Here is a 23,919-nt window from a genome sequence, read left to right on the forward strand (position 1 = left end):
GCGGTGGATGGTGCGCCGATTACACAGGCCGCCGCCCGCAGGCCGATGTCTCAGAAACGGACCGCGGATGTCTCAATGTGATACACGGCATAGGCGCGGCCGCATCGAGCTGTTCCAATCGGTCGATCGAGTGATGACCCGCGCGATACGGAAGTGTTAAATGCCCCGACGCCGGCCTGGCAGCTCACTGACAGCAGCCAGAGAGCTGTACCTGGAAGTCACCAAGGACCCGAGCGCCCGACCGCTCGTTGTCGCTTCGTGGCAGCGCTCGATCGAGTACGAGGTGAAGTCGAGCTGCGTCAACGCTCCGTACCTCGAGAATCCCAATCTGGACAGTCCGCTCGCCAGGGCGGCGCTGCCCATCGTGGACAGGCTTCATAAGCAGCTGGCCGACGACCCGGTGTCCACCATGATCACGGACCGTGACGGCGTAGTGCTGTCCCGCAAGCTCTCCCACGAGGGTCTGACGACGCGGCTCAACCGAGTGCAACTGGCCCCGGGCCACGTGTTCGCCGAGCGCTATGTGGGCACCAACGGCATCGGGACCGCGCTTGCCAGCGGCCGCCCGGTCCTGATCGCCGGAAGCCAGCACTACGTCGAGGAGCTGCGGGACTTCCACTGCGCGGCCGTGCCGATCCTGCACCCTGTCCGGCGCACGCTGCTGGGAGCCTTCAATCTGACCACGGTCCGCCAGGGCTCCGCCGGGATGCTCATGGCCCTGGCCCGCTCCGTCGCGGGCCAGATCGAGGGTGAGATTGCCGCAATCAGTTCGCGACGGGAGCGAGCCCTGTTCCAGGACTACATGGATGCGTGCTCCTCGGTGCGCCCGGGACCTGTCCTGGCCCTCAATCGTGAAGTCGTCATGATGAACGAGCAGTTGAGATCAGCCGTGACAGGGCCGGATCACTACGCGCTGCTCGACCACGCACGGGAGATCGCCGCCGATGCCCGGTTCGAAGGGACACGGAGCATCGCCCTCCCCTCCGGACGAGTCGCCGAACTCCGGGTCAGCCGAAACCGGCGCGAGGACAGCGACGCGGGCGCCGTCTTCCGGGTCCGGGTCATCGGACGTCCCCAGCCCGGACCCGTTCCTTCCGACGGCCCCGGACGATCGGGCCTGGGGCTGGTGGGCTCCTCCCCGCAATGGCTGCGCGCGGTCGCCGAGACCGAGGCGGCGTTCACGGCCGGATCCTGGCTTCATCTCGTGGGCGAAGCCGGTGCCGGCAAGCGGACGCTGGTCCATGCCGTCCACCGAGCCCACAATGCCGGGCGCCGGCTCCAGGTGGTGGAAGCGCCGCTGTCGGAGGCACCGCACGCCACCGAGAACTGGCTGCGCGATGTCCGCGAGCTGCGGGCCGGACCGTCGATCGTGGTCCTCCTGCGCGATGTCCATCTGCTGGGAGATCACCTGCGCCGGCAGCTGACAAGCCTCCTGGCGCATCCCGACCCAACCGCCACCGGGCAACTGATCATGACCAGCCAACCGTCCATGGTCACGGCCGAGGACGAGCTCGACCGTCTGTGCGGTGCCTCGGTGGAGGTGCCGCCTCTCCGTCATCGCTATGGCGACATCGAGCACCTGGTTCGGTTCTTCCTGCTCAAATATCGGCCGAGCGGAGAGAGCAGTTGCTCCCCGGATGCGCTGGCGATGCTGGAACGCTGCCCCTGGCCGGAAAACGTCCGGCAGCTGGAGTCGGTGATCCGCGGCCTCGCACGGCGGCCGATCGGTGGGATCATCCAGGCGGATGATCTCCCCCCGGAATGCCGGGTCTCGTCCCACAAGGTCCTGACCGCGATCGAAGCGCTGGAACGGGACGCCATTCTGCGTGGGCTGATGGACCGCGGCTCCAACGTCCAGCGCACCGCACAGGACCTCGGCATCTCCCGCGCCACCATGTACCGCAAGATGCGACGTTACGGAATCGTCCCGTCGAGCCTCGCGTAGTGTTCTTCCGGCCGGACGACTCCGCCGAGCGACGCCCCACCGTGATCCTTACCAACGGCAGCGACGGGCAGAACGTCGACATGTGGACCTACGGTGTGTCGGCTGCCGTGGAGCGAGGCTGGAACGCCCTCGTGTACGACGGACCGGGCCAGGGCCAGCTGCTCTTCGTGGACCGCGTGGTCTTCACGCCGCGCTGGGAGACGGTGGTGACTCGCCTCGTCGACTGGCTGGCCGCCCGTTCCGACGTGGACACCAACCGGATCGCCCTGACCGGACTGAGTATGGGAGGCGAGTTGGCACCCCGGGCCGCGGCCTACGAGAACAGGATCGCCGCTCTGGTGGCGATGCCCGGAGTGCTGAGGCCCTGGCTGGGTTTCCCGGCGGAGATCCGGGAGATCCTCACCCGGGACAAGGAGGAGACGAACAACATCTGGAACAGGGAGGTCGTCCCCGAGCTGTCCGCGGCCGAGGCCGCGACACTGAGAAAGCGGTTCGAACCGTTCTCCGTGCCGGCGATGCTCGCCGCCCGCCAGGGGAAGATGTTTTCTACACCCCGGCCAAGCTCGTCGAGTCACTCGACATCACGAACGTCGTGGAGCGCATCAAGACGCCCACACTGGTCCTGGACTACGAGGGCGAGCAGTTCTATCCCGGGCAGCCGCGCGCGTTGTTCGACAAGCTGACGTCCCCCAAGGACTACATGAAGCTCAGCGCCGCCACCGGCGCGCAACTGCACTGCTCTCCCATGGCCCCGCAGGAGCACTGCGAGGTCGTCTTCGACTGGCTGCAGGAGACGTTGCCGGGACGCTGAGCGATGGGACCACGGGGTAATGGTGTCGTCAGTGCGCGGTCGCCGAGAAGACCGCCGCCCGGGCCGCGCTCCACCAGCGAGACCGGCTCAGCCTGCCCAGGAGCCGCGCCCCCGGGGAGGCGGGCGCTTCCGCCGAGAGCGGAAACGCCTGGGTCGCCCGCCGTGCCGCGGCGATGTTGGGACGGAGCACAACTCCGCAGCACCACTCCGTACGAATGAGGTGTCGTCATGAGCGGGCCCGACGGGCGTCCCGAGACGTTGCACGAGGCCGTGGGCGGCACGCACGCACTGCGCAGGCTGAGCAACACCTTCTACGAGGCGGTCCTCACCGATCCGCTGCTCGCCCCCGTCTTCGCCGACTTCACCCCCACCCACATCGAGCATGTCGCCGTCTGGCTGGCCGAGGTCTTCGACGGACCTGCCGACTTCACCGCAGCGCTGGGCGGCCACCAGAGGCTGCTCCGGGTGCACCTCGGGCTCTCGATCACGGAGGAGCAGCGGCTGCGCTGGATGGAGCTGATGACCGAAGCGGTGGCGAAGGAGCTGCCGGACGACGACGTGCTGCGCCGCCAGGTGGTGGAGTACTTCGACTGGGGTACGAAGATCGCCCGCGAGGTCTCGGCCGCCCCGGCCGGCACGAACCTCGGCGACCCGCCGGGTCCGACCCCGCGCTGGGGCTGGAACGGCGTGCGCTGAGTCGCAGCGGAACCTGCCCTGAACCCTGATGCGGCACCAGTACGCCGCGTTGCCGGCCCGCCGTCGTTTCCGCCACGGTCAGTCCGCGTCCTCCAGCCTCCGCAGGCGCTCCGCGTCACACGTTCGGGGACACGTCGAACACGCCTGGGCGGCGTCGAGGGTGTAGTACATGCAGCAGCCGAGGCGGGTGCGGGTCGGGTGCCGCCGCCCGTCGCGACCTGCCAGCCGGCGGAAGTCCGCGCCGCCGGGGAAGGGCGGGATCGCCGTCGGGAGCAACTCGGTCGCGGCCTGGATGGCTCGGTCTTCCTGGTCGAGCATGCGGCCGAGGTACCAGATCCCGGAGACCAGGTCGTCGGCGGCCATGCCCCACAACGCTCTTGGCCTGCGGCGTGCGTGGGGCCCGACAGCCGTCAGCAAGGGTCCTACGTGGTCGGCGACGGTGGCGCGCAGTTCGGCGCGCAGCGCCTCTTCGTGGGCCACCACCCGGACGCCGGGCATCCCGGCCGCCGGGTCGTCGGGAAGGCAGGCGAAGCCGGCACCCGGGACGATCTCGAACGCGGCCGCCGCGAGGTCGATGTGGACGTCCTGCGGGGCGATGCGCGGCACGCGCCGTTCCAGGTACCAGGCGCCGCTCATCAGCAGAGCGACGGACCAGAGGTAGTCGTGCAGGGCGCGGGAGGCGGCGACGTCCCTGCGGGGCGCATGTCCGTGATGTTCCCGGATGCGGTCGGCCTCGGCGTCGATGAAGGCGTCCAGCGCTTTCTCGCTCCGCGTCAGTTCGGCCCCGTCGAGGAGCGCTTGGGATGCCTCGGAAGCGATCCGCACGTTCAGCGCTTCACATGAGGTCACGAGTTCGAGGTAGGTATGGGCGAGCGCGGAGGCCTCGGTCACGACGGGGCCGGCTGTCGCGGTCCCTGTGGCCATGGTCATCGGCAGTCCTTCATGGAGCGGCACGGTAGCTCGGGCGTCACAATTGAAAAGGTAAGGCTTACCTTAGCCACACTCCCCGCCCGGGCGATCAAGGGGGGCGATTTCGATGAGCCGCACGGGAGTTGATAACTTAGGGTTGCCTAACCTAGTGGCCGCGCCGAGGACGAAGGCCGGTCGGCGCCTGCGCCGCCGCCGACCTCTCCCCACGCCGCCGTCCCCACGTCCTCGACTCGGAAGGGGCCCCGCCCATGCGGTTGTACCTGCTCGCACTGAACCCCACCGACTCGGTCACCGAAGGCTTCATCCCCGCCGCGGCCCGGCTCGGCCTCGACGTCACGGTGCTCACCGACCAGCCCCGGGCCCACCGCCGCACGTACCCGGACATCGAGGTCCTGGAGTGCGACGTACGCGACTTCCGCGCGGTCATCACCCGGACAGCGACCCACCACACGCCCGACGCGGTCTTCACCAACAGCGACCATCTGCAGACCCAGGCCGCCCTCGCCGCCGACTACTTCGGGCTCCCCGCCAAGCCCTGGCAGGCCGCGCTGCGCGCCAAGGACAAGGCGCACATGCGCCGCCACCTCGCCGCGACGGGGGCCGACACGGTGTGGTCGACCGAGCTGGCCGCCGGTCAGCACCCGGCCGTACTCACCGGCCTCGACGTGCCGTTCCCGTGCGTCGTCAAGCCCCGCGAGGGCGTGGCCAGCGAGGACGTGGTGCTCGCCGACGGCTCCGAGGACCTCCTGTTGCGCTGCAAGGAGATCCAGGAGCGGCGCCCGGAAGCGGCGCTGGTCGTGGAGGAGTACCTGGCCGGCGAGTTGTACACCCTGGAAACTCTCGGCGACGGTCGCGTACGCCACGTCCTGGGCGGCTTCCACACCGAACTGTCCGCCCCGCCGTACTTCATCGAGGAGCGGATGACCTTCGTGGCCGCTCACCCCGAGCCGGTCGTGGGGCAGGTCCTCGCCCAGCTCGACGCGCTCGGCGTCGGCTTCGGCGCCTGCCACACCGAGTTCGTGGTGCACGAGGGCCGTGCCCGCATCATCGAGGTCAACTACCGTGCCGTCGGGGACCAGTGCGATCTGCTGCTGGCCCGACTGTTGGACATCCCGCTCTTCGAGCAGATACTCCGTACGCACCTGGGCGAGCCGCTGCCCGCCGACCTGGGCGCCCGTACCGACGGCGCAGCCCGGCTCGATTGCCCGTGCGCCGACAGGGCCGGCACGCTGACATCAGCCCCTGCGGCCGCCGACCTCGTCGTGGACGGTGTGGACCTGACGTACCGGCCTCTTCGCCAGGTCGGCGAAAGGCACGATCTGTACCACACGAACCGCGACTATCTCGGCGTGCTCCGGGCCACCGGCACCGATCAGGAAAACGTCGATCGGGTCGCGGCCGAGTTCCTCACCGCTCAGCGCTGGGAGATCACCCCATGAGGCCGACCACCACGGCCGTCGACACGGCTCAGCGGGACCTGCTGCTGCGTGTGCTCGGTGCGCTGCTGCGCGAGGACGTCGTGGGCCTGCGGACCCACTCCACACCGGTGGAGCGGGAGGACGGCCTCTGGCTGCGGCTGGCCCACGACGCGGACGGGGGCGACGCCCTGCTGCTCCCGGTCGTCGAGGACGGCTTCCAGAGCACGTACACCGCACGACTGCCGCTGCTCGTCAGGGAGTCGGACGGTCGCGAGCTGACCTCCCACGACGACGTGCTGGACGCCCTGAGCGCACGCGCGCGCCCCGCCGACCGGGCAGGCTTCGACGCCTTCGCCGAGGAGTGCCGCCAGACCCTCGCCACGATGCGGCTGCACGCCCGCACCCGCGAGGAGGTCGCCGGTCGGCTCACCGACCGCTACGGAGCCGACCCCGCCCACTGGACGGGCCTTGCCGGCGGCCTCGCCCATGACACCCTCGCCGCCCGGCACGACCACCCGGTCTACCCCACCGCGCGAGGACGCTCAGGCCTCGGCGAGGAGCAGTTGCGCGCCTACGGCCCCGAGTTCCACCCCCGCTTCGCGCTGCGCTGGATCGCCGTGCCGCGTGAGGTCCTCACCGTGCCCGGGGGCGCCGCCCGGCTGCCCGACCGGTGGCCCACGCCCGCGATCCTCGGTCTGCCGGAGCTCTTCCACAGCCATGTCGCTCTCCCGGTCCACCCGCTCACCGTCGGCGCGCCCCTGCACGAGGCGCTGAGGGCGACGGGCCTCCAGGACCGTGCCGTGCTCGCCGACCACCCGTATCTGGAGGCGGTACCGACTCTGTCGATGCGTACGGTGGCTCTCGCCGCCGACCCCGCCCTCCACCTCAAGCTGCCGCTCACCACCGCCACCCTGGGGCTTCGCAACCGCCGCACCATCAAGCCGGGCACGCTCGTCGACGGGGCCGCGGGCCAGCGCCTGCTGGAAACGGTGATCACCCGTGAGCCGCGCTTCCGTGACACGGTCCTGCACGCCGACGAGACGGTGTACGCCCACGCCGGACACGAACTCCTCGCCGTGCTCGTGCGCCGCTACCCCGCCGGCCTCGACGACGCCGTCGTCACGCCCATGGCCGCTCTGCTGAGCGAGGCGCCCCGTGGCGGCACGGTGATCGACCACCTCGCCGGCCGGTTCTACGGCGGTGACCCGCTCGCGCTGTTCGACGCCTGCCTCAGCCTGCTCTTCGACTGGCAGACCGCGCTCCTCGGCTACGGCATCGCGCTCGAGTCGCACCAGCAGAACATCTCCCTGGTACTGGACCGGGACGGGGACGGCCGCACCCGTTTGCGACTGCTGCTCAAGGACAACGACGGCCCGCGTATCAACACCGCCCGCATGCGCGAGACCCTGGGCCCCGACGCGCCGAACCCGTCCGACTTCGACGACGCCCGGATCTTCGGCGAGGACGACAGGCCGGTCACCGACCTGTTCACCACCATCACCCTCCACCTGTGCGCAGGGGCCTACGCCTTCGGTCTCGCCCGGCACGGCCGCGCCCCGCTGGAGTCGCTGCTGGACCTCGTACGCGACCGGCTCACCGAGGCCGCCGACCGGCTCGGCACCCGGGAGGGGGAACCCGGCGCGATCCTGCGCGCGCATGTGCTCGACGGTCGTGAGCTCCCGGTCAAGGCGATGGTCACCGCGGGCACGCTCCTCACCAAGGAGCGTTCGGGCGCCGCCGACATCAACAAGCACTACATCACCGGACCCAACTACCTCCTGCCGGCGGCGATGGCACGGTGAGCACACTCCGGGGGCCCGCCGACCACGGCGAACACCGCCGCCCTCGGGTTCACCGGGTGGTCGCCGCAGGCGCGGGGGCGGGACGGCAACCGCTTCTTCGGCCCCACCGTGCCGGTGGTGACCGGCGCGCCGCCGTGGCCGCCGTGACGGCGTCGCCGTTCCGTCCCTGCACCTCTGCTCTCTCCGGATCCGCTGGAGTCGTTGATGTCCTTGACCGATTCGATCGGTACCACCCCTGTTTCCGCCGCCCCCAGCGGGCTTCCCACCGCGGACGACGCCGTGGCCCACACCCTCCTCAACTGCCTGCTGAGAGAGCTGCCCGGCCCCGAGCTGCAGCCCGCCGTCACCGACGGCCACCTGCTGCTGCGCCTCCCCCGCCGCGGCGTACTGCTGCGTGTCGCGCTGCGGCGTACGTCGCTGCTGGGCGCGCACCGCTTCACCGGGTCAATGCGGGAGCAGCACGACGGAGACTGGGTGGAGCTCGACTGGCGGCGCCTCGCCGCGTACGCGCAGGACGAGTTGTCGTCGCGTACGGGCGTGCGCAACGAGGAGTTCCTGGACCAGATCGCCTCCAGCCACCAGGCGATCAAGGCCGCACTCGACGTACGCGCCGCACGGGCCCGGCCGGACGGCACCGTCGCGGACAGGCTCGCCACCTATCTGGCCTCGGAGCAGTCCCTGCTGTTCGGCCACCGCTTCCACCCCACGCCGAAGGCCCGGACGGGCGACCCCGCCTCCTGGCTGTCGTACGCGCCCGAGACCGGCTCCTCCTTCCCGCTCCGCCACCTGGCGGTGCGCGAGCATCTGATGGCACAGGAGACCGCCGATCGCGGCTCCGCCGATGTGCTCGACCGGCTGCGTCCCGACGTCCCGGCCGGCTACCGGCTGCTGCCCGCCCACCCGTGGCAGTACGAGATGTTGAGCGGACACACCGGGCTGCGCGCCGCCGTCGAGCGGCGCGACATCCTCGACCTGGGCCCGGCCGGGAAGCCGTTCACCGCTACCGCTTCCGTACGCACCCTGTACGACGGTGACACGTTCCTGAAGTTCAGCCTGAACGTCCGCATCACCAACTGCCTGCGTAAAAACGCCAGTTACGAGCTGTCCGGCGCGGTGGCCATGACCCGATTGCTGGAGCCGGTCCTGAACTCCATGGCCACGCGCTTCCCCGGCAGCGCCGTGCTCCGCGAGCCCGCCTACCGAAGCTTGCTGCTGCCAGGACCCGGCGGTGCTCCGGACCGCGCCCTGCTCGAAGGCTTCGGCGTGATCGTCCGCGAGGGCCTGGCCGCGAGGTTGCTGCCCGGCACCACCCCGCTGCTCGCGGCGGCCGTCGCCGACGAGTACCCGACCGGTCCTGGCCACATCTCCCTGCTGCTCGACGGAGCAGGGCCCCGGACCGCCTTGGACTGGTGGTCGGCGTACCTGAAGCTGCTGGTCCCGCCCGTCCTGGCCGCCTACTTCGACCACGGCGTGGTCCTTGAGCCGCACCTGCAGAACGTCCTCGTCTGTGTCGACGAGGAGGGCATGCCCGCCCAAGTCCTCTTCCGTGATCTGGAGGGCACCAAGCTCGTCCGCGAGCGCCACGGCGACGCCCTCGGCGCGCTGCCCGCCGAGGTCGCGGGCCCGATGGCGTACGACGCGCAGCGCGGCTGGGACCGGGTCGTCTACTGCCTGCTGGTCAATCACGTCGCCGACATGCTCGCCGCAGTCGCCGATCTGCATCCGCGGACCGAGCGCGCCCTGTGGGCCGAGGTCCGGGCCACCCTCCAGGCGTATGCCGACCGGTACGGCTGCCCGCCGCGGCTCGCTGCCCTCCTCGCGGGTGTGCCGCTGCCCGCCAAAGCCAACTTGCTGGCCCGCTGGGAACGCAAGGCCGACCGCGAGGCCGGCTACGTCCGTCTGCCTTCCCCGCTGGCTTCCCCGCTGGCCGAAGACGCCCGTCCCCCATGGAGCGATGCCCGATGACCGCCCTCACCCCCGCGGTGCGTGACCGCGTCCTGTCCCTGACCGCCGAGGAGCTCCCGGCGTACTTCTACGACCTGGCGGCGCTGCGCGAGCACGCAGCCTCCGTACGGGCAGCCCTGCCCGAGCGCGTCGAGCTGTACTACGCCGCGAAGGCCAACCCGGAGCCCGAGATCCTGGCCGCGCTCGGCCGGTACGTCGACGGCTACGAGGTCTCCTCGGGCGGGGAGCTCGCCCACGTCCGCAAGGCGGTACCGGGCCGCCCGCTGGCCTTCGGCGGCCCCGGCAAGACCCCGGCGGAGATCGCCTCGGCGCTGGAACTGGGCGTGGAACGCTTCCACGTCGAGAGCGTGCATGAGCTTCACATGCTGGCGGAGCTGGCCCGGCGGGCGGATACCAAGGCCGCGCTCCTGCTCCGCGTCAACCTCGCCGTGTCCGACGGCTCGCTGGCGGACAGCTCGCTGGCTATGGGTGGCCGGCCCGCCCCGTTCGGCCTCGATCCGACCGACGCCGACACCGTCGTCCGCCTGCTCACCGACGGCACGTACCCGCACCTGGAACTGCGCGGCGTCCACGCCCATCTGGCCAGCGGCATCCGCGCCCCCGAACAGCTCGCTGTCGCCGGATCCGTCGTGACGTGGGCGATCGAGCTGGCTGCCCGCCACCGCGTCCGCCTCGCCGAGGTGAACGTCGGTGGCGGCATGACCGTCGACTACGCCGCCCCTGGCCTGCGCTTCGACTGGACGGCGTACGGCGCCGGGCTCACCCGCCTCACGGCCGCCCACCCCGACCTCACCCTGCGTATCGAGCCGGGGCGCGCCCTGACCGCGTACTGCGGTTGGTACGCCACCGAGGTGCTGGACGTGAAGCACAGCCACGGTGAGGAGTTCGCCGTGGTCCGCGGCGGCACGCACCACCTGCGCACCCCGGCGACCAAGGGCCACGACCAGCCCTGCTCCATCCTCCCGGTGAACACGTGGCCGCACCCCTGGCCCCGTCCGGCTGCCCAGCAGGACCGGGTCACGCTGACCGGCCAGCTGTGCACGCCCAAGGACCTCCTGGCCCGTCACGTCCCGGCACCGCGTCTGCGGGCCGGCGACCGGGTGGCATTCGCCCTGGCGGGTGCCTACGCGTGGAACATCTCGCACCACGACTTCCTCATGCACCCCCGTCCCGGCTTCCACTTCCTCGATCGACGGGGGCCCGACCATCACTTTCCGACGGCCGGGTGACGTCATCTCGGGCCGACGAACACGTCCGCCCACCAGGTGGTTCCGTCAGCACGCTCTCGCACGCCGTGCCTGGCCGACAGCGCCATGACGATTCCGATGCCTCGGCCGTGCTCGTCCGGGTCGAGCCCGGAAGCCGGCCGGTCGGCAGATGCCGCAGGTCCCGCATCCGTCACCTCGACACGTACGGCCTTGAGAGCGTCCACCATGACCTGCGACACCCGAAGCGTCGCCGGAGGCAGAGCGTGGGCGATCGCGTTGGTGAGCAGCTCCGAGGCCAGCAGAACCACGTCCTCAGCGACGTCCGCGGACAGGTGCCAGTCGGTGAGGACCGCGCGCACGCGCCGACGCATGACCGCGGCCGCCTCGGGGGCGTGTGGCAGCGGCAAGACGTGGGTGACGTCCTCAGGAAGCTCTGCGCTGAGCTGCGTCACTGTCATGGCCCGTCCTCCTCCGGGAGCGCTGCCGGCCGGTGGCCGCGCGTGAGGAAACGCTAAAGAGGCAGAAACGGTCGGTCAATGAACATCGGTCGGCATTACCGAACGGAGGTCCTGGGTCGAAGACCCGGACTACGATCGTTCTATGGTCGGCCCGGTCCAGTCCATAGAACGGGCGGCGGCGATCCTGCGTCTGCTCGCCACCGGTCCCCGCAGGCTGGGACTGGGCGAGGTGGCGTCCTCGCTCGGACTGGCCAAAGGCACCGCTCATGGCATTCTGCGCACCCTGCAGCACGTGGACTTCGTGGAGCAGGACGCTGCCACCGGGAAGTACCAGCTGGGAGCGGCTCTGCTCCACCTCGGTACCAGTTACCTCGACGTCAACGAGTTGCGGTCGCGCTCCCTCAACTGGGCGGACGCCCTGGCCGCCCGCAGCGGGGAGGCCGTCCGCCTGGGCACACCCCTGGAGGGGAAGGTGCTCATCGTGCACCACGTCTTCCGGCCGGACGACACCCTGCAGGCCCTGGACGTCGGTGCGCTGCTGCCCCTTCACGCCTCCTCGCTAGGCAAGGTCCTGCTGGCCTTCGGGGCCGCACCCGTCGATCCGCTGCTCAAGGCCGGACTGGAGGCCTACACACGGCACACTCTGGCGCTCCCGGAGGATCTCGACCGGGCGCTCGGCGAGATTCGAGAGCTCGGCTGGGGCTCCGAGGTGCAGGAGATGAGCATGGGTGACGCCGGGATCGCCACACCGATCCGAGGGCACGGAGGCCTCGTGGTGGGGGCGCTCGGCATATCCGGCCCGGTCGAGCGGATCTGCGACACAGGAGGCCGGCCCCGACCGGCCCTGATCACCGTGCTCCGGGAGGCCGCACGGGCGATCTCCAGAGACCTGGGCGCGGCGCGCTGGTAGCACCCGCCGCTCCGCGACACATCGGAAGGCAGGCCCGATCATGGTGGCACGGTATGTGATGTCCATCGACCAGGGCACCACCTCCACTCGATGCATCCTGTTCGACCACCGCGGGGGGCTGGTGTCGGTCGCCCAGCGAGAGCATCGCCAGTACTTTCCCCAGCCCGGATGGGTCGAGCACGACGCTGTGGAGATCTGGCGCAATCTGCAGCGCGTGGTGCCGGAGGCGCTGTCCCACGCCGGCGTGGACGCCGGGCAGATCGCCGCCATCGGGATCGCCAACCAGCGGGAGACGACCGTCCTATGGGACCGGCGGACCGGTGTGCCACTGGGGAAGGCGATCGTCTGGCAGGACACCCGCACCGCTTCGCTCGTCGACGATCTGAGAAACCGGCCCGGGGAGGAGTTCTTCCTCGAACGCTGCTGCCTGCCTCCCTCGACCTACTTCTCCGCGCCCCGGATCCGCTGGTTGTTCGATCACATCGACGGGCTGGAGCAGCGTGCCCGGGACGGCGAGGTGCTGTTCGGCACGATGGAGAGCTGGCTGATCTGGAATCTCACCGGTGGAAGCAGCGGCGGCCTGCACATCACCGACGCCACCAACGCCAGCCGCACCATGCTCATCGACATGCGCACGCTGACCTGGGACGGCGAGCTCATGGAGTTCTTCGGGGTCCCGCGCCAGATGCTGCCGGAGATCCGTCCTTCCTCCGAGTGCTACGGCGAGGCCCGCTCCGTGCTCCCGGGGATCCGGATCACGGCCGCCCTCGGCGATCAGCAGGCGGCCTTGTTCGGACAGACGTGTTTCTCGCCCGGCGAGGCGAAGTGCACCTACGGGACCGGCAGTTTCCTGCTGATGAACACCGGCTCCGACGTCGTCCGGTCCCGGCACGGACTCCTCACCACCGTCGCATACAAGATCGCGAACCAGCCCGCGGTCTACGCCCTGGAGGGGCCGATCGCCGTCACCGGCTCGTTGGTCCAGTGGTTCCGCGACCGACTGGGTCTGATCAGCACGGCACCTGAGATCGAGACCCTGGCACGCACCGTCGAGGACAACGGCGGCTGCTACATCGTCCCCGCGTTCTCCGGTCTGTTCGCACCCCATTGGAGAAGCGACGCCCGCGGCGTCATCGTCGGCCTCACCTCGTACATCACGAAGGGCCACCTGGCCCGGGCCGTCCTGGAAGCCACCGGCTGGCAGACACGGGAGGTCGTCGACGCCATGAACGCCGATTCCGCGCTCGCGCTGAAGCAGCTCAAGGTGGACGGGGGCATGACCTCCGACAATCTGCTCCTGCAGTTCCTCGCCGACGTGCTCGACGTTCCCGTGGTACGGCCCCTGGTGGCCGAGACGGTGTCGCTCGGCGCTGCCTACGCCGCCGGCCTCGCGGTCGGCTACTGGTCGGACATGGAGGTCCTGCGCCGCAACTGGCACCGGGCCGGCGAGTGGCTGCCTGCCATGGATTCCGAACGGCGGGAGCGGGAGTACGACTGCTGGCAACGAGCCGTCGAGCGGTCCCTGGGGTGGATCCAACCGCCGAGGCGGTCATGACACCCCGGTGGCCGGCCTTCTACCGGCCCGACGTCCTGGTGAGATCGACCTGTAGGGCGCCGACGAGCAGAGGTTCACGTCGGATCAGGAGGCCCTGACGTCGGTCTCTCAACGACCGGCCTCCGCCCCGGACTTCCCCTTCCCAGGGCGCCGGGGACCGGTGCTCCTCTAGAGTCGGCAGTATGACGCAGGCACCGGCCCAGCACCGCGGCACGCGGTCCCGTGACGCGATTCTCGACACGGCCGGCGAGCTGATGTCGCGGCACGGCTACGCCGCCACGTCCATCTCGATGATCTCCCTCGCGTGCGGCCTGCCGGTCAGCTCCCTCTACTGGCACTTCGGCAGCAAGGAGGGGATCTACGTGGCGGTGCTGCAGCGCGCCAGGACCGCTCTGCTGGCAGCGCTGCCACCCGTCGAGGTTCCGGGCGCCGATGTCGCGCAGCGTCTGGACACCTTCCTCGACGAGGTCAAGGACGCGTTCCAGCGCCATCCCCACGGGCTGAAGCTGCTCCTCGGGCTGGGCATGGTGCAGCAGGATGCCAGTGCGGCGGCCGTGGCCGAGGTGCACCACTACCGAGACGCGCTGCTGACCTGGGCCTCGGGCTCGGTGAGCGCCGTCTTCGGCCTGCGTGACCGTCCGGAGGTGTCGGACGATCTGGCGCGCTTCACTCTCCGGGTGGCGAGCGGAACCGCCGTTGCACGCTGGTTCGACCCGGCCGCCGCGCTGGAGACCGGTCCGCTGCGCGTCGCGTTGCTGGCACTGGCGGCGCACCACGGCGTTCCCCCGCACGGCGCACGGCGCGAGGACCCTTCGCGGGGCGTCACGGGCAGGGAATGACCACCCGGTACTTGCCCCCTGGGGACTGCTCAGGCGGTTCATGGGCGCGCTCGATCCTCACCCGGTCCGTCCCGTGGTCGGTGAGCAGGGCGGTCAGCCCTGTCCGCACCGCGCTCCACAGCCGGTCCTGATCGGCTCCTGCGGCCGGCCGGATGCGAACCCGAAGGGTAGTGGACGTCGTCTGCACGATCTGGAACCGGTCGATGTCCGGAAGGCTCTCCAGGAGGGTCTCGAAGGCCATGGGCACGATGCGGGCGGTCCCGCCGTCCCGGCGCGGGAAGGACAGCAGGTCGGCGGCGCGACCGCGGACCCTGACCGCCGGCAGCGGGTCTCCGCACGGACACGGGTCCGGACGCCACAGGACACTGTCGCCCAGGTCGTAGCGCAGGATCGGCTGCGCCCACCGGCCCAGAGTGGTCAGCAGGACGGTGAAGGACTCCTGGCCCGGGGGCACGGGACGGTGGTCGGCGTCGACAGGCTCCAGGATCAGCCAGTCGCTGTGGGTGTGCAGCCACCCGAACCGGCAGCCGTATCCCAGGGCGAGGCTCTCGTTGCAGGCGTAGGTGTTGACGACATGCGCCCCGAAGGCGGAGCTGACGCGCCGGTGCTCACGGTCGCTGAGGCCTTCGGCGACCAGGGACACGACGGCCGGGGCGATGCGCAGACGGCCGGCCAGTTGCTCGCCGGCGAGCAGCGCGATCACGGCGGCGTAGCCGCCGAGCAGCACGGGGCGGTACTTGTTGAGCTGGTCCACCAGTTCGGGCAGCGGACTGTGCACCGACAGGACCCGGCTCCCGCGGGCGTGCAGGCGGCCGGACGCCCGCGAGCGGGCGATGACGGCGTTCGCGGCCAGATGGCCGCTGGTGGCGACGATGTGTGCCGACCGCATTCCGTGGACGAGCATCCGCGCCGCCAGGGACGGGGTGAGGGTGCGCCGGGCGGCTCGCAGCGACAGGGCCCTGACCACCGCCGCCGCCTGGTCGTCGAGCAGGAAGACACCGCGGTGCCCGGTGGTTCCGGAGGTGGTGGAGACCAGGTACTTACCGAGGAAGGGCTCGCCGACCCGGGCGGGGTCGGCGATGAAGTCCCGTACGCCCTCGAGGGTCGCCTCCGGGTCGGTGACCCAGTCGTCGAAGCGGGCCATCAGGTCCTCCTTGCGTGTCACCGGGAGCAGGGCCGGGTGTTCCACGCGTTCCGGCAGCGACCGGTACAGCTCGCGGTAGTACGGGGAGCGGGCACGGGCGAAGTCGACCATGGTGGCCAGGCGCTCCCGCTGTCGGTCCGCCAGGGCGGCCGGGCCCTGCCGGACAGCGCGGCGCCCGTCGCGGAGCAAGGTGAACGTGGTTCTCATCGCACGGCTCCTCGGCGGGCGGAGGACTGATGCCGGAAGGCGCAGTGATGGCCCGTCACGAGACCCGTGGTGCGGGCGACGCGGTCCGGCGCCGGCACCTCGATGCGGTCCCTGTCGGGGATGGGGCGCTGCCAGGCGGGGATGCCGGGCCGGTCGGGGTCGCCGGTGGCCGCGAGTCGGGTGCGGTAGGCGGTCCGAGCCGGTGGCGGGGGTGCGGTGAGTGACAGCAGCAGGGGGCGGGCGGCTGTGAGGACGCGGATCAGGGAGTGGCGCAGGCCGGTGGATCCCGTCGAAGCGCTTCTGGTAACGGTGCCGGTGGCCATGGTCGTGGTCATGGCGTGTGCTCATAGGCGCCGATGTCGCAGGCGCCGCCTTGGGGGCGGGCGACACCACGCTGGTCGGTGGCCGGGCAGTCGGCGGCCGCGTTCAGGGCGGGACTGCCCGGCAGCAGCGCGGCAGTGTCCGTGGGGCCGCCGTTGTCGGCGAGCGGTCCCAGCAGCGGGGTACGGCTTGGCAGATCACCTTCGGCGGTGAGCCGGCAACTGCCGTCGCTGTCGATGTTGTGACCTCGCGACGCGATGGTCGCGAAGGCCTTCTCGCAGTCGTCTTCCGTGCCGTTGACGGTGTTGTTCGCGACGATGGAGTTGCGCAGGGTCAGACGCCCCAGGGGCAGATCGATGATGTCAGGGATCGGCCGGGGCAGGCTGTCGAGGTAGGCGGGGGCGATGTTGATCCCACCACCGCCGTCGCTGGAACGGTTTCCGGTGATGGTCGAGTTGAGGATCTCCACCGGTCCCAGGCCGCGGATGTCGATGCCGCCGCCGTAACCGCCGAGACTGCCGGGACGGTCACCGGGGTCCGTCACCCGGTTGTCGGCGATCGTCGAGTTGGTCACGGTGCCGCTGTCGTCGAACCTGATGCCGCCGGCCTCTCCCGCGCTGTTCCCGCTGACGGTGCTGTCGATCAGGTCCAGGTGGGAGTCGGGGATGTTGAAGATGCCGCCACCGTAACCGGCGGAGTTCCCGCTCACGGCAACTCTTCGCAGGGTCATGTGCTGTTCGTTGGCGATGCCGCCGCCACCGGTGTCGGTGAAGGGCAGCTCTCGCTGCTTGGCCGATCCTCCGGTGACCGTCAGATCGGACAGCCGGGTGTCGGCCCGCATGCGGAAGACTCGGTCCAGTCCGTCGGCGTCGATGACGGTGCTCCGGGCGCCGGAGCCCTGGATCGTGGTGGGCGCATCGATGTTCAGGTCGCCCGTGGTCGGGTCGGGATGGTCGCCGATGATGAGCCGGGGGTCGGGCGGGATGGTCAGCCGGTAGCGGCCGGGAGGCAGCGTGATGGTGCTGCCCGGCCGGGCGTTGGCGGCCATCACCGCGGCACGCAGGCTGCACGCGCCCGACGCGGCGCGGCACCGGCCGTCCGCCGGGTCGGCGTCGACCGCGTCGGACGTGGTGTCCACGGTGAATGCCGCCGGCCCGTCGGCCGGGGGCGCGGCGGTGCTGGAAGCGGGAGCGACGAGGTTCGCCGTCATGGCGAGGACGACGGCCGCCAGTGCCGCCGGAGCTTTCGAGTTGCTCATCCGGTGAACTCCTGTAGGCAAGGAATCTGGACGTGCGAGGGCTCTGTGCAGGGTTTTCCTGATGGTGCAGGGTTCCTGCTGGTGCCGGGAATTGCGGCTCGTGCCGGGAAAGCGGCCGGCGCGCGGGCCGGCGTGGTTGCACTGGAGCGGCGAGGCGGTCGGGGCCAGGGATGCCGGACGCGAACGCCCCGTTCTGTAGCGAGCGTTCCATTCAGGGAGCCTCGTGTCCACACGCGCTTCCGGCCACAAAATCGGACTGGCGAAAGACCGACGAACCACCTCGTCGCGTCGGATCTCCACACACGCCGGATCGCCGCACTACGGTGCTGCCGCTCCTCCGATGTGGCACCGACCCGACGTCATCGAGCCTTACGCGGCGCGTGGTCCGCAGAGAACCACCCCTGCTGCCGCAGCCGCTCGAACCCGTCCAGGAGAAGATCCAGGGCTGCGGAACGCCTACGAGGAAGCGGCGGACAGCGACACCGCCTCGTTCGTCACCGCCGGCGAGACCCTCGTGGCCGTCCACGACTGGACGTTCCTCATGGGGCCCGACGTCATCCTGGGGGCGAACTCGCTGATGCCGGCATGGTTGATGTTCCGCGCCAGGCCAGTCCCACGGTTCATCGCCGTCTTGGGGCTCGCAGACGGCGGGGCGATCTGCATGTCGGCGACGGCAGTGATGTCCGGGCTGTACGAGCAGATCTCCGTGGCGGGGTCGGTCGCGGCGATCCCCGTGTTCGCGTGGGACGTGTGTCTTGCCGTCCGGCTCATCGCCAAGGGGTTCGAACCGGCTGCCCTCCTCCACAGGGAGAGCGAGGGCGAGAGCCGCGTCACCCCGCACGCCGCCACGGGTCACGCACCGTCACGAGCGAGGAGGCTCTGACTCCCTCGCCGGCTTTCTCCCAGGAGGACCAACCGACGTGCTCGTCGCCGCGGACGGCGGAACCGTGACCGGAATCCGCCGTCGCTCCGCCGCCGGTGGCGACGCCGCCGCTCGGCTTGGGTGCGGCAAAGGGCGGCGTGTCCGGTCGGCACACGGTTCCGACCGGAGGGAGCGTGCCGTCGATGAGATAGCGACTCGCGTGCTCGTTGACGCAACCGCTGGGGTTGAGCAGTGCGGTGTGCCCGTACCCGTCGTGGGTGAGCAGACGGGCGTCGGCCAGTTCCTTGGCCATGGCCTGCGCGCCCCGGTAGGGAGTCGCGGGGTCGTAGGTGGTGCCGACCACAAGGAGAGGGTGCGCCGTCGGCTTGTTCCACGGGCCGCGGTAGCGGTCGGCCGCAACGGCCGGCCAGGTGGCACACGGCTCGGCGGCCCAGGTCCAGAAGCGTCCGGCGTCGCCCGCGCGGACGGCGGCGGCCTCCTCCAAGGCTTGGTAGACGCCGGGATCACGCGGATTGGGGCTGTCGGAGCAGAGCACCGCAGCGCCCTGTTCCTCACCCGTGTACGGAACCGGGACCGGTGGCGCGGGCAGGGATGAGGGCGGCCGCGGTACGCGGCCCTGCCAGAGGTCCTGCAGCCTGCCGGCAAGCTCCGTCCATCCGGGGTGGACGATGTCGAGGCCGCTCACCACGTCGGCGACCGTCCTGCCGTAGGTCCACTCGCCCACCGGACGCTCCCGGAGGCGCTGCATCAGCTCGTCCCACTTCTTCTTCGTGGCTTGCGGACTGTCGGCGGAGAAGGCGCAGCGGGCCGTGGTGGTGGAGCCGCACAGGACGAGGAACTGCTCCAGGATCCCGGCGGCGCCGAGGTCTGCGCCCATGCGCAGGAATGTGGTGAGCCGGGGTTCCTCGTCGGAGGCGTGGTTCGTCCAGGCCTGCGGGTCGATGTCGCTGTCGAGGACCATGGCGCGGACCTTGTCGGGGAAGAGGTTGGCGTAGGTGGCGCCCAGGATCGTGCCGTAGGAGATTCCGAGGTAGGTGAGTTGCGGGTCACCCACCGCTCGGCGGAGCTGGTCGAGGTCGCGAGCGGTGTCGGCGGTGGACACATGACGCAGGAGCTCGGGGTCCCGCTGCTGACAGCGCCGGGCCAGATCCTTGTAGGCGGTGATCCAGGCCGTCCGCTGCTGTTCGCCCACCGGAAGACCGACCGGCCTGCCCGCGTTCCACGCTTCGGCTTCCTCGGGACTCGCGAAGCAGTTCACCGCGGTGCTGTTGCCGACTCCGCGTGGGTCCCAGCTGACTACGTCGAACCGCTCCCGGACCTCGCGCGGGAAGCGCTCGTAGTTCTGTGGCATCTGCACCGTTCCGGGCCCGCCGGGTCCGCCGGGGTTGTGGAACAGGGTTCCGATGCGCCGTCCTGGGCCGGTTGCCTTGTGTTTCACGACCGCCAGTTCGATGGTGCGACCGCGGGGGTTCCGGTGGTCCAGCGGCACCTCGGCGGTCGCGCAGTCGAACCGGCCGTCGTCGACGCACGGCCTCCAGTCCAGCGCGGGGGCGGGTACCGAAGGTGTCGGCGTACCGCCGGCCACGGCGAGGTCCGGTCCGGTCAGCACCGTCGAGCAGGTCACCACCGCGGCGATGAGCGCGGCGCCACGCCGACGTCCGGCTGCGGGCCCAGATATGTTCATGCCTTGTCCCCTTTCTCGGCCGGGCGCCCGACGTCACCCATGCGATGGACGTCGGCACGCATCCGCGTCCACACCACCGTGATCCGCCGGCGCACGCGAGCCGACCGCAACCAAATGGTGTTGCGAGGCGACCGGACACTCGGGTGCGCCGCGCGGGGGCGGCCACGGCGCCCGGTGTGCCGGAGCTTCGCCACCGGTCCGCGGTGCTCGCCAACGCCGGGTCGGCGGGCATCGCGCAGACCGCCGTCGCGGTCGCCGTCGGCGGCCGGCGCACACCGCCGTTCGCGCCCCCGGACCGTTCTGGTACGCCGACGCCCCCGTGGGGCGCGCGCGCCCTCGGGCACGACGCGTTCACTCTTCCAGGGACACGGAGCTGGACTGGACGGACGGGTCTGTGGGCAGCAGGGTGTGGTGATGAACGACGACGAGGACGAGACGCCCCAGGAGCGGATGGCGAAGGTCGAGCTCTACATGGAGTCGGTCAAGGCCCGGATGGCTCCGGAAGACTTCGAGACGCTGCACGAGGCGGTGAACGAGATGAGCCGTCTGATCACCGAAGGACACGAAGGCGTTCTGGAGGCCGGCGACCGCGAGAACTTCGCAGGCGAGGTCCAGCGCGAGTTTCTGGCGGTGATGGCGATCGCGACCACCGGGCGCATGGACCACCATGTCATCGACATGCCCGGCCCGGACGGCAGCCCCGGGTACGCGGTCGTCACCCCTGAAGTCGCCAACGACCCCGCGGCCCTGGCAGAAGTCCGCCAGCAGATCCACCAGTGGACCACCGAACAGCGAGAGATCAACAGCGAGCTGGACGGCATCGCTCGTGCCAGCGGCATCGACCCTGACGAATGATTCCCGCGGCCCAGGGAGCAGCGGAGGGTGCCCGGTGGGCAGAGGTCGGGCGACGCGGACGCGGTGACACTGCCCGGCCGGTCTCCCGACTGCCTTCAGGGTCATGGCGCGCCGTCGGTGGCCGTTCCGCTGCCCGCGGGCACGGGGCGAGGCCGACGGATGAGGCCGGCGGAATCATGGCCGCGGGTCAGGCCAGGTGCCGCAATCCGTTCTCCAGGAGCGTGAACGCATGTTCGGCGTCAGCCACCGCCCCCGCACAGCGCTCGTCGGCCGGCTCGCCGTGCGCCAGGCGTTGGGCGTTGTCCTGTGCCAGCGCCCAGTGGACCGCGACGATCTGGACGGCTGCCAACCGGGCCGTGAGTTCCGGGATGCCGGCGGTTTCACGCAGAGTTTGAGTGAGTGCCCGTTCGGCGCCGGTCTTGAACCGTTCCATCCGCGCCACGAGTGAGGGCGCGTCGAGGATCATCCGGTGGACCCTCCGCACCTGTGGGTGGTCGTTGAGCCCGGTGATCGGGTCCCGCTCGCGCAACCCTTGCAGGAAGTGCTCGCGCACTGCGGCGAGCGGGGCGGTGCGGGGCGGGCGAGCCCGCACGACGCGGGCGATCTCGGTCTCGTGGTCGGCGAGGCGATGCACCACGAGATCTTCCTTCGTCGGGAAGTAGGCGAAGAGGGTCCGCTTGGACACCTCGGCCGCCTCCGCCACTTGGGCCACCGAGACCTGGTTGAAGCCGTGCTCGAGAAACAGGGTGATGGCCGCGTCGGACACCACCCTCGAGATCCCCGTCACCTCCGAGGAGATCACCACCGCGCTGCGGGCCGTGTACGGCCACGAAACCGTCCTCGGCGCCGTGGAGAACTCCTCCCGGTTCACCGACGCCACCCGGCAACTGGAGCGATACCGCACGGGCCGTGTCCTGTTCGCGGGCGACGCCGCACACATTCACCCACCACTGGGCGGCCAGGGTCTCAATCTCGGCATGCAGGACGCGTTCAACCTCGGTTGGAAGCTGGCCGCGGTGGTCCAGGACCGGGCGCCGAGCGGCTTGCTGGACAGCTACCACGCCGAGCGGCATCCGGTCGGAGCCGAGGTCCTGCATCACACCTCGGCGCAGCGGGTCCTGGCGGATCCGAACCCGAGCGAGGACATGGCCGCCCTGCGGGACATCTTCATCGACCTGCTGCGGCTGCCCGATGCCAACCGCCGTCTCGCGGGCCTGGTCTCCGGCCTCTCGCTGCGCTACGAGATCTCCGGGGAGCATCCGCTCACCGGCCGACGCGTGCCGGACGCCGACCTGGTGACCGAGGCCGGCCCCACCCGACTCTCGTCGCTGTTCGGCTCGGGACACTCCGTCCTGCTCGACCTGGCCGGAACCGTCCCGTCCGGCCTCCGGCTCCCGCCCCGCGTCGACCTCGTCCGCGCGACATGCACCGACGACCTGGGAGCCGCTGCCCTGCTCATCCGTCCCGACGGCTACGTCTGCTGGGCCACGGACTCCGCCGCCCGCGGCGACACCCTGCTCGCCGCGATCTCCGGTGGCCTGGCGAGGGTGCACTGAGCCGATGGGACGGTACGTGATCCACCGTCGTAGTCGTGCAGCCCGGGGTCCTTCGCCCGTCGATCGGCGGATCACTCTCCGGTTCGTTCGCGGGGCCGAGGCGGCGTCGCGATGCCGCGCCGATGTCCGGCCCCGTGAAGTCCTGGTACTGGCCGAAGCCGAAGAGAAGCAGGGCACCAGCGGGCCGATGGGTACAGCGGTGGACTCTCCCACCGTGGGAGAGTCCACCATGATGGCGTGCAAGACGAACTTCTCACCATCGGGCGCTTCGCCCGCCTGTGCCGGCTCAGCGTCAAGCAGCTACGGCATTACGACGAGACGGGGCTGTTGGCTCCGGTCCACGTGGACGGCAGCTCCGGCTACCGCTATTACGCGCCTGAGCAGGCGCGTGATGCCCTGACCATCGCGCTGCTCCGCGACATGGATCTTCCCCTGGCTGTGATCGCCCAGGCGCTGGCCGCCGAGCCTGGGCGCAGGAAACGGATCCTGCGCGCCGAGCGAGCCCGGCTGGCCGAGCGGATCAGCAGGGACCAGGCACGGCTGGAGATTTTGGAGCGGCTGGTGGAGGGCGGACTACCCGGCTACGAGGTGACGATGGGCAGGGAACCGGAGCGACGGCTGGCAGTGGTGCGAGCGGTCTGCGGCCCCGCGGAGATCGGAGCGAGGGTCGAGGAGGGCGTGGGCCGGCTGCTGCCCGTGCTCGGTGAGGCGGGAATCGCGTGGGAGCCGCCGCTGTGGGGCTGTACCCGCTGGATCTGGAGGAGCGGGTGGGGATCGCCGTCGGAGTGCAGACGCCACAGGGAGCAGGGACGCCCGGTCTGCAGTTCGAGGTGCTGCCCGGCGGACTCGTTGCCGAGACCGTGCACGTCGGGCCCTATGCCCAGCTGCGCTTGGCCTACAACGCGCTCTTCGCCGCCATCCACGAGCGCGGGCTGCGCCCGCCGGCGCCCGTACGTGAGGCCTATCTCGTCGGGCCGGCCGAGGCGCCGCAAGAAGAGTTGACGACCCGGCTGGTCATCCCCGTTCAAGAGAGCATCGTATGACCACGGTAAGAGACATCGATGCCCGCGGAATGCAGCACTGCGAGACGACAACTCTGGGTGTGCTGCTGCGGCACCAGGGAGTCGATCTGTCCGAGCCCATGCTCTTCGGCCTCGGCTCCGGTCTGTCCTTCATCTACTGGGACAGCAAGAGCATGGGCTTCCCGTTCCTCGGGGACGGGTCAAGCCTTTCGACCTCACCAGAAACCTGGCTGCCCGACTCGGGCTGGAGCTCCGGGTCCAGGAGACCGTCTCCCCCCGCAAGGCCTGGGAGCACATGGTGGCACCCCTCGACGCCGGCCACCCTGTCGGGCTGCAGCTCGACAGCTACTACCTGGACTACTTCGGGTCGCAGGCGCACTTCGGCGGTCATGTCGTCGCCATGTACGGCTACGACGACCATGACGCCTACCTGGTGGACACCGACCAGCAGG

General features: G+C 70.5%; 21 protein-coding genes and 3 pseudogenes. 17 read left to right on the plus strand and 7 right to left on the minus strand.

Going from position 1 to position 23,919, the window contains the following annotated elements; all coding sequences use genetic code 11:
• The first annotated feature begins 160 nt into the window (after positions 1-160).
• The 4 genes from GLX30_RS01195 (at position 161) to GLX30_RS01205 (ending at position 3,452) form a co-directional block, all read left to right on the plus strand.
• A complete protein-coding gene (locus GLX30_RS01195) occupies positions 161-1,945 on the plus strand; it encodes a GAF domain-containing protein (RefSeq protein ID WP_159682452.1) in 1,785 nt (594 codons plus the stop codon).
• Complete coding sequence (locus tag GLX30_RS01200; protein WP_244257944.1) at positions 1,945-2,628, plus strand: alpha/beta fold hydrolase; 684 nt, start codon at positions 1,945-1,947, stop codon at positions 2,626-2,628. The genes GLX30_RS01195 and GLX30_RS01200 overlap by 1 nt, the downstream gene beginning before the upstream one ends.
• Positions 2,613-2,756 (plus strand): hypothetical protein, encoded by a 144-nt coding sequence (locus GLX30_RS34865; protein WP_244257945.1) that lies wholly within the window; start codon positions 2,613-2,615, stop codon positions 2,754-2,756. The genes GLX30_RS01200 and GLX30_RS34865 overlap by 16 nt, the downstream gene beginning before the upstream one ends.
• Before the next feature lie 228 nt (positions 2,757-2,984).
• Positions 2,985-3,452, plus strand: coding sequence for a group II truncated hemoglobin (locus GLX30_RS01205; protein ID WP_159682454.1), 468 nt, complete (start codon positions 2,985-2,987; stop codon positions 3,450-3,452).
• A 78-nt stretch (positions 3,453-3,530) separates the two neighbouring features.
• On the opposite strand, the gene GLX30_RS01210 is transcribed toward GLX30_RS01205, so the two are convergent.
• Positions 3,531-4,382, minus strand: coding sequence for a (2Fe-2S)-binding protein (locus GLX30_RS01210; RefSeq protein WP_159682456.1), 852 nt, complete (start codon positions 4,380-4,382; stop codon positions 3,531-3,533).
• 248 nt (positions 4,383-4,630) lie between these two features.
• Here GLX30_RS01210 and GLX30_RS01215 point away from each other — a divergent pair, with 248 nt between their 5' ends.
• The 4 genes from GLX30_RS01215 to GLX30_RS01230 all read left to right on the plus strand — a co-directional run bounded on the left by GLX30_RS01215 (position 4,631) and on the right by GLX30_RS01230 (position 10,796).
• Complete coding sequence (locus GLX30_RS01215) at positions 4,631-5,821, plus strand: ATP-grasp domain-containing protein (RefSeq protein WP_159682459.1); 1,191 nt, start codon at positions 4,631-4,633, stop codon at positions 5,819-5,821.
• Positions 5,818-7,602 carry an IucA/IucC family siderophore biosynthesis protein gene (locus GLX30_RS01220; protein ID WP_159682462.1) on the plus strand — a complete coding sequence of 595 codons (1,785 nt, stop codon included), beginning with the start codon at positions 5,818-5,820 and terminating at the stop codon, positions 7,600-7,602. The genes GLX30_RS01215 and GLX30_RS01220 overlap by 4 nt, the downstream gene beginning before the upstream one ends.
• Positions 7,603-7,806: 204 nt before the next feature.
• Positions 7,807-9,567 carry an IucA/IucC family protein gene (locus GLX30_RS01225; RefSeq protein WP_159682465.1) on the plus strand — a complete coding sequence of 587 codons (1,761 nt, stop codon included), beginning with the start codon at positions 7,807-7,809 and terminating at the stop codon, positions 9,565-9,567.
• Positions 9,564-10,796 carry a type III PLP-dependent enzyme gene (locus GLX30_RS01230; protein WP_159682468.1) on the plus strand — a complete coding sequence of 411 codons (1,233 nt, stop codon included), beginning with the start codon at positions 9,564-9,566 and terminating at the stop codon, positions 10,794-10,796. Before GLX30_RS01225 ends, GLX30_RS01230 begins: the two co-directional genes overlap by 4 nt.
• A 2-nt stretch (positions 10,797-10,798) precedes the next feature.
• Here the strand turns inward: GLX30_RS01230 and GLX30_RS01235 are convergent, their stop codons facing one another.
• Entirely contained in the window at positions 10,799-11,233 is a 435-nt protein-coding gene (locus tag GLX30_RS01235; RefSeq protein ID WP_159682470.1) for an ATP-binding protein, read from the minus strand.
• A 142-nt stretch (positions 11,234-11,375) separates the two neighbouring features.
• Between GLX30_RS01235 and GLX30_RS01240 the strand changes: the two genes are divergently transcribed.
• From GLX30_RS01240 to GLX30_RS01250, 3 genes are all read left to right on the plus strand, one after another.
• Positions 11,376-12,143, plus strand: a complete 768-nt coding sequence (locus GLX30_RS01240; RefSeq protein ID WP_159682473.1) for an IclR family transcriptional regulator — start codon at positions 11,376-11,378, stop codon at positions 12,141-12,143.
• A gap of 40 nt (positions 12,144-12,183) precedes the next feature.
• Entirely contained in the window at positions 12,184-13,698 is a 1,515-nt protein-coding gene (gene glpK, locus GLX30_RS01245; RefSeq protein ID WP_159682476.1) for a glycerol kinase GlpK, read from the plus strand.
• 182 nt (positions 13,699-13,880) lie between these two features.
• Positions 13,881-14,537: a TetR/AcrR family transcriptional regulator gene (locus GLX30_RS01250; protein ID WP_159682479.1), complete on the plus strand. Its 657-nt coding sequence runs from the start codon at positions 13,881-13,883 to the stop codon at positions 14,535-14,537.
• Here the strand turns inward: GLX30_RS01250 and GLX30_RS01255 are convergent.
• From GLX30_RS01255 to GLX30_RS01265, 3 genes are read right to left on the minus strand one after another with little or no spacing between them, the layout of a single operon-like run.
• Complete coding sequence (locus GLX30_RS01255) at positions 14,521-15,888, minus strand: phenylacetate--CoA ligase family protein (protein WP_159682482.1); 1,368 nt, start codon at positions 15,886-15,888, stop codon at positions 14,521-14,523. The genes GLX30_RS01250 and GLX30_RS01255 overlap by 17 nt on opposite strands.
• Positions 15,885-16,223 carry a hypothetical protein gene (locus GLX30_RS01260; protein WP_159682484.1) on the minus strand — a complete coding sequence of 113 codons (339 nt, stop codon included), beginning with the start codon at positions 16,221-16,223 and terminating at the stop codon, positions 15,885-15,887. The genes GLX30_RS01255 and GLX30_RS01260 overlap by 4 nt, the downstream gene beginning before the upstream one ends.
• Complete coding sequence (locus GLX30_RS01265; RefSeq protein WP_159682487.1) at positions 16,220-17,467, minus strand: right-handed parallel beta-helix repeat-containing protein; 1,248 nt, start codon at positions 17,465-17,467, stop codon at positions 16,220-16,222. The genes GLX30_RS01260 and GLX30_RS01265 overlap by 4 nt, the downstream gene beginning before the upstream one ends.
• A 340-nt stretch (positions 17,468-17,807) precedes the next feature.
• Here GLX30_RS01265 and GLX30_RS01270 point away from each other — a divergent pair, with 340 nt between their 5' ends.
• Positions 17,808-18,350 carry a DUF4386 domain-containing protein gene (locus GLX30_RS01270; protein WP_159682489.1) on the plus strand — a complete coding sequence of 181 codons (543 nt, stop codon included), beginning with the start codon at positions 17,808-17,810 and terminating at the stop codon, positions 18,348-18,350.
• On the opposite strand, the gene GLX30_RS01275 is transcribed toward GLX30_RS01270, so the two are convergent.
• Complete coding sequence (locus GLX30_RS01275) at positions 18,298-20,034, minus strand: alpha/beta fold hydrolase (protein ID WP_159682491.1); 1,737 nt, start codon at positions 20,032-20,034, stop codon at positions 18,298-18,300. The genes GLX30_RS01270 and GLX30_RS01275 overlap by 53 nt on opposite strands.
• A gap of 414 nt (positions 20,035-20,448) precedes the next feature.
• Here GLX30_RS01275 and GLX30_RS01280 point away from each other — a divergent pair, with 414 nt between their 5' ends.
• On the plus strand, positions 20,449-20,889 hold the full coding sequence (locus GLX30_RS01280; RefSeq protein WP_244257946.1) for a hypothetical protein: 441 nt from the start codon (positions 20,449-20,451) through the stop codon (positions 20,887-20,889).
• Positions 20,890-21,076: 187 nt separating this feature from the next.
• Here GLX30_RS01280 and GLX30_RS01285 read toward each other — a convergent pair whose 3' ends face one another.
• The gene (locus GLX30_RS01285) at positions 21,077-21,655 is read right to left on the minus strand and encodes a TetR/AcrR family transcriptional regulator (RefSeq protein WP_244257947.1); all 579 of its coding nucleotides are present in this window, start codon (positions 21,653-21,655) and stop codon (positions 21,077-21,079) included.
• Between the two features lie 7 nt (positions 21,656-21,662).
• On the opposite strand from GLX30_RS01285, the pseudogene GLX30_RS01290 reads away from it, so the two are divergent.
• From GLX30_RS01290 to GLX30_RS34880, 4 genes and pseudogenes are all read left to right on the plus strand, one after another.
• A pseudogene (locus GLX30_RS01290) lies at positions 21,663-22,445 on the plus strand (FAD-dependent monooxygenase); the annotation flags it as partial.
• Between the two features lie 237 nt (positions 22,446-22,682).
• Positions 22,683-22,847 (plus strand): annotated as a pseudogene (locus GLX30_RS34870) (MerR family DNA-binding transcriptional regulator); the annotation flags it as partial.
• 332 nt (positions 22,848-23,179) lie between these two features.
• Positions 23,180-23,488: a GyrI-like domain-containing protein gene (locus GLX30_RS34875; RefSeq protein ID WP_244257948.1), complete on the plus strand. Its 309-nt coding sequence runs from the start codon at positions 23,180-23,182 to the stop codon at positions 23,486-23,488.
• A gap of 29 nt (positions 23,489-23,517) precedes the next feature.
• A pseudogene (locus GLX30_RS34880) lies at positions 23,518-23,849 on the plus strand (BtrH N-terminal domain-containing protein); the annotation flags it as partial.
• Positions 23,850-23,919 lie beyond the last annotated feature (70 nt).

Origin of the sequence: Streptomyces sp. Tu 2975 (assembly GCF_009832925.1) — a bacterium.
In the GTDB taxonomy this organism is placed as follows: Bacteria; Actinomycetota; Actinomycetes; order Streptomycetales; family Streptomycetaceae; genus Streptomyces.

What these genes read in the sequence shown, in the direction of transcription:
- GLX30_RS01220 (WP_159682462.1), top strand. Translation starts at nt 5,818, where the DNA reads ATGAGGCCGACCACCACGGCCGTCGACACGGCTCAGCGGGACCTGCTG.
- GLX30_RS01280 (WP_244257946.1), top strand. Translation starts at nt 20,449, where the DNA reads ATGAACGACGACGAGGACGAGACGCCCCAGGAGCGGATGGCGAAGGTC.
- glpK (WP_159682476.1), top strand. Translation starts at nt 12,184, where the DNA reads ATGGTGGCACGGTATGTGATGTCCATCGACCAGGGCACCACCTCCACT.
- GLX30_RS01195 (WP_159682452.1), top strand. Translation starts at nt 161, where the DNA reads ATGCCCCGACGCCGGCCTGGCAGCTCACTGACAGCAGCCAGAGAGCTG.
- GLX30_RS01250 (WP_159682479.1), top strand. Translation starts at nt 13,881, where the DNA reads ATGACGCAGGCACCGGCCCAGCACCGCGGCACGCGGTCCCGTGACGCG.
- GLX30_RS01265 (WP_159682487.1), bottom strand. Translation starts at nt 17,467, where the DNA reads ATGAGCAACTCGAAAGCTCCGGCGGCACTGGCGGCCGTCGTCCTCGCC.
- GLX30_RS01255 (WP_159682482.1), bottom strand. Translation starts at nt 15,888, where the DNA reads ATGAGAACCACGTTCACCTTGCTCCGCGACGGGCGCCGCGCTGTCCGG.
- GLX30_RS01210 (WP_159682456.1), bottom strand. Translation starts at nt 4,382, where the DNA reads ATGACCATGGCCACAGGGACCGCGACAGCCGGCCCCGTCGTGACCGAG.
- GLX30_RS01240 (WP_159682473.1), top strand. Translation starts at nt 11,376, where the DNA reads ATGGTCGGCCCGGTCCAGTCCATAGAACGGGCGGCGGCGATCCTGCGT.
- GLX30_RS01275 (WP_159682491.1), bottom strand. Translation starts at nt 20,034, where the DNA reads ATGAACATATCTGGGCCCGCAGCCGGACGTCGGCGTGGCGCCGCGCTC.
- GLX30_RS01205 (WP_159682454.1), top strand. Translation starts at nt 2,985, where the DNA reads ATGAGCGGGCCCGACGGGCGTCCCGAGACGTTGCACGAGGCCGTGGGC.
- GLX30_RS01215 (WP_159682459.1), top strand. Translation starts at nt 4,631, where the DNA reads ATGCGGTTGTACCTGCTCGCACTGAACCCCACCGACTCGGTCACCGAA.
- GLX30_RS01260 (WP_159682484.1), bottom strand. Translation starts at nt 16,223, where the DNA reads ATGACCACGACCATGGCCACCGGCACCGTTACCAGAAGCGCTTCGACG.
- GLX30_RS01270 (WP_159682489.1), top strand. Translation starts at nt 17,808, where the DNA reads ATGTGGCACCGACCCGACGTCATCGAGCCTTACGCGGCGCGTGGTCCG.
- GLX30_RS01235 (WP_159682470.1), bottom strand. Translation starts at nt 11,233, where the DNA reads ATGACAGTGACGCAGCTCAGCGCAGAGCTTCCTGAGGACGTCACCCAC.
- GLX30_RS01230 (WP_159682468.1), top strand. Translation starts at nt 9,564, where the DNA reads ATGACCGCCCTCACCCCCGCGGTGCGTGACCGCGTCCTGTCCCTGACC.
- GLX30_RS01225 (WP_159682465.1), top strand. Translation starts at nt 7,807, where the DNA reads ATGTCCTTGACCGATTCGATCGGTACCACCCCTGTTTCCGCCGCCCCC.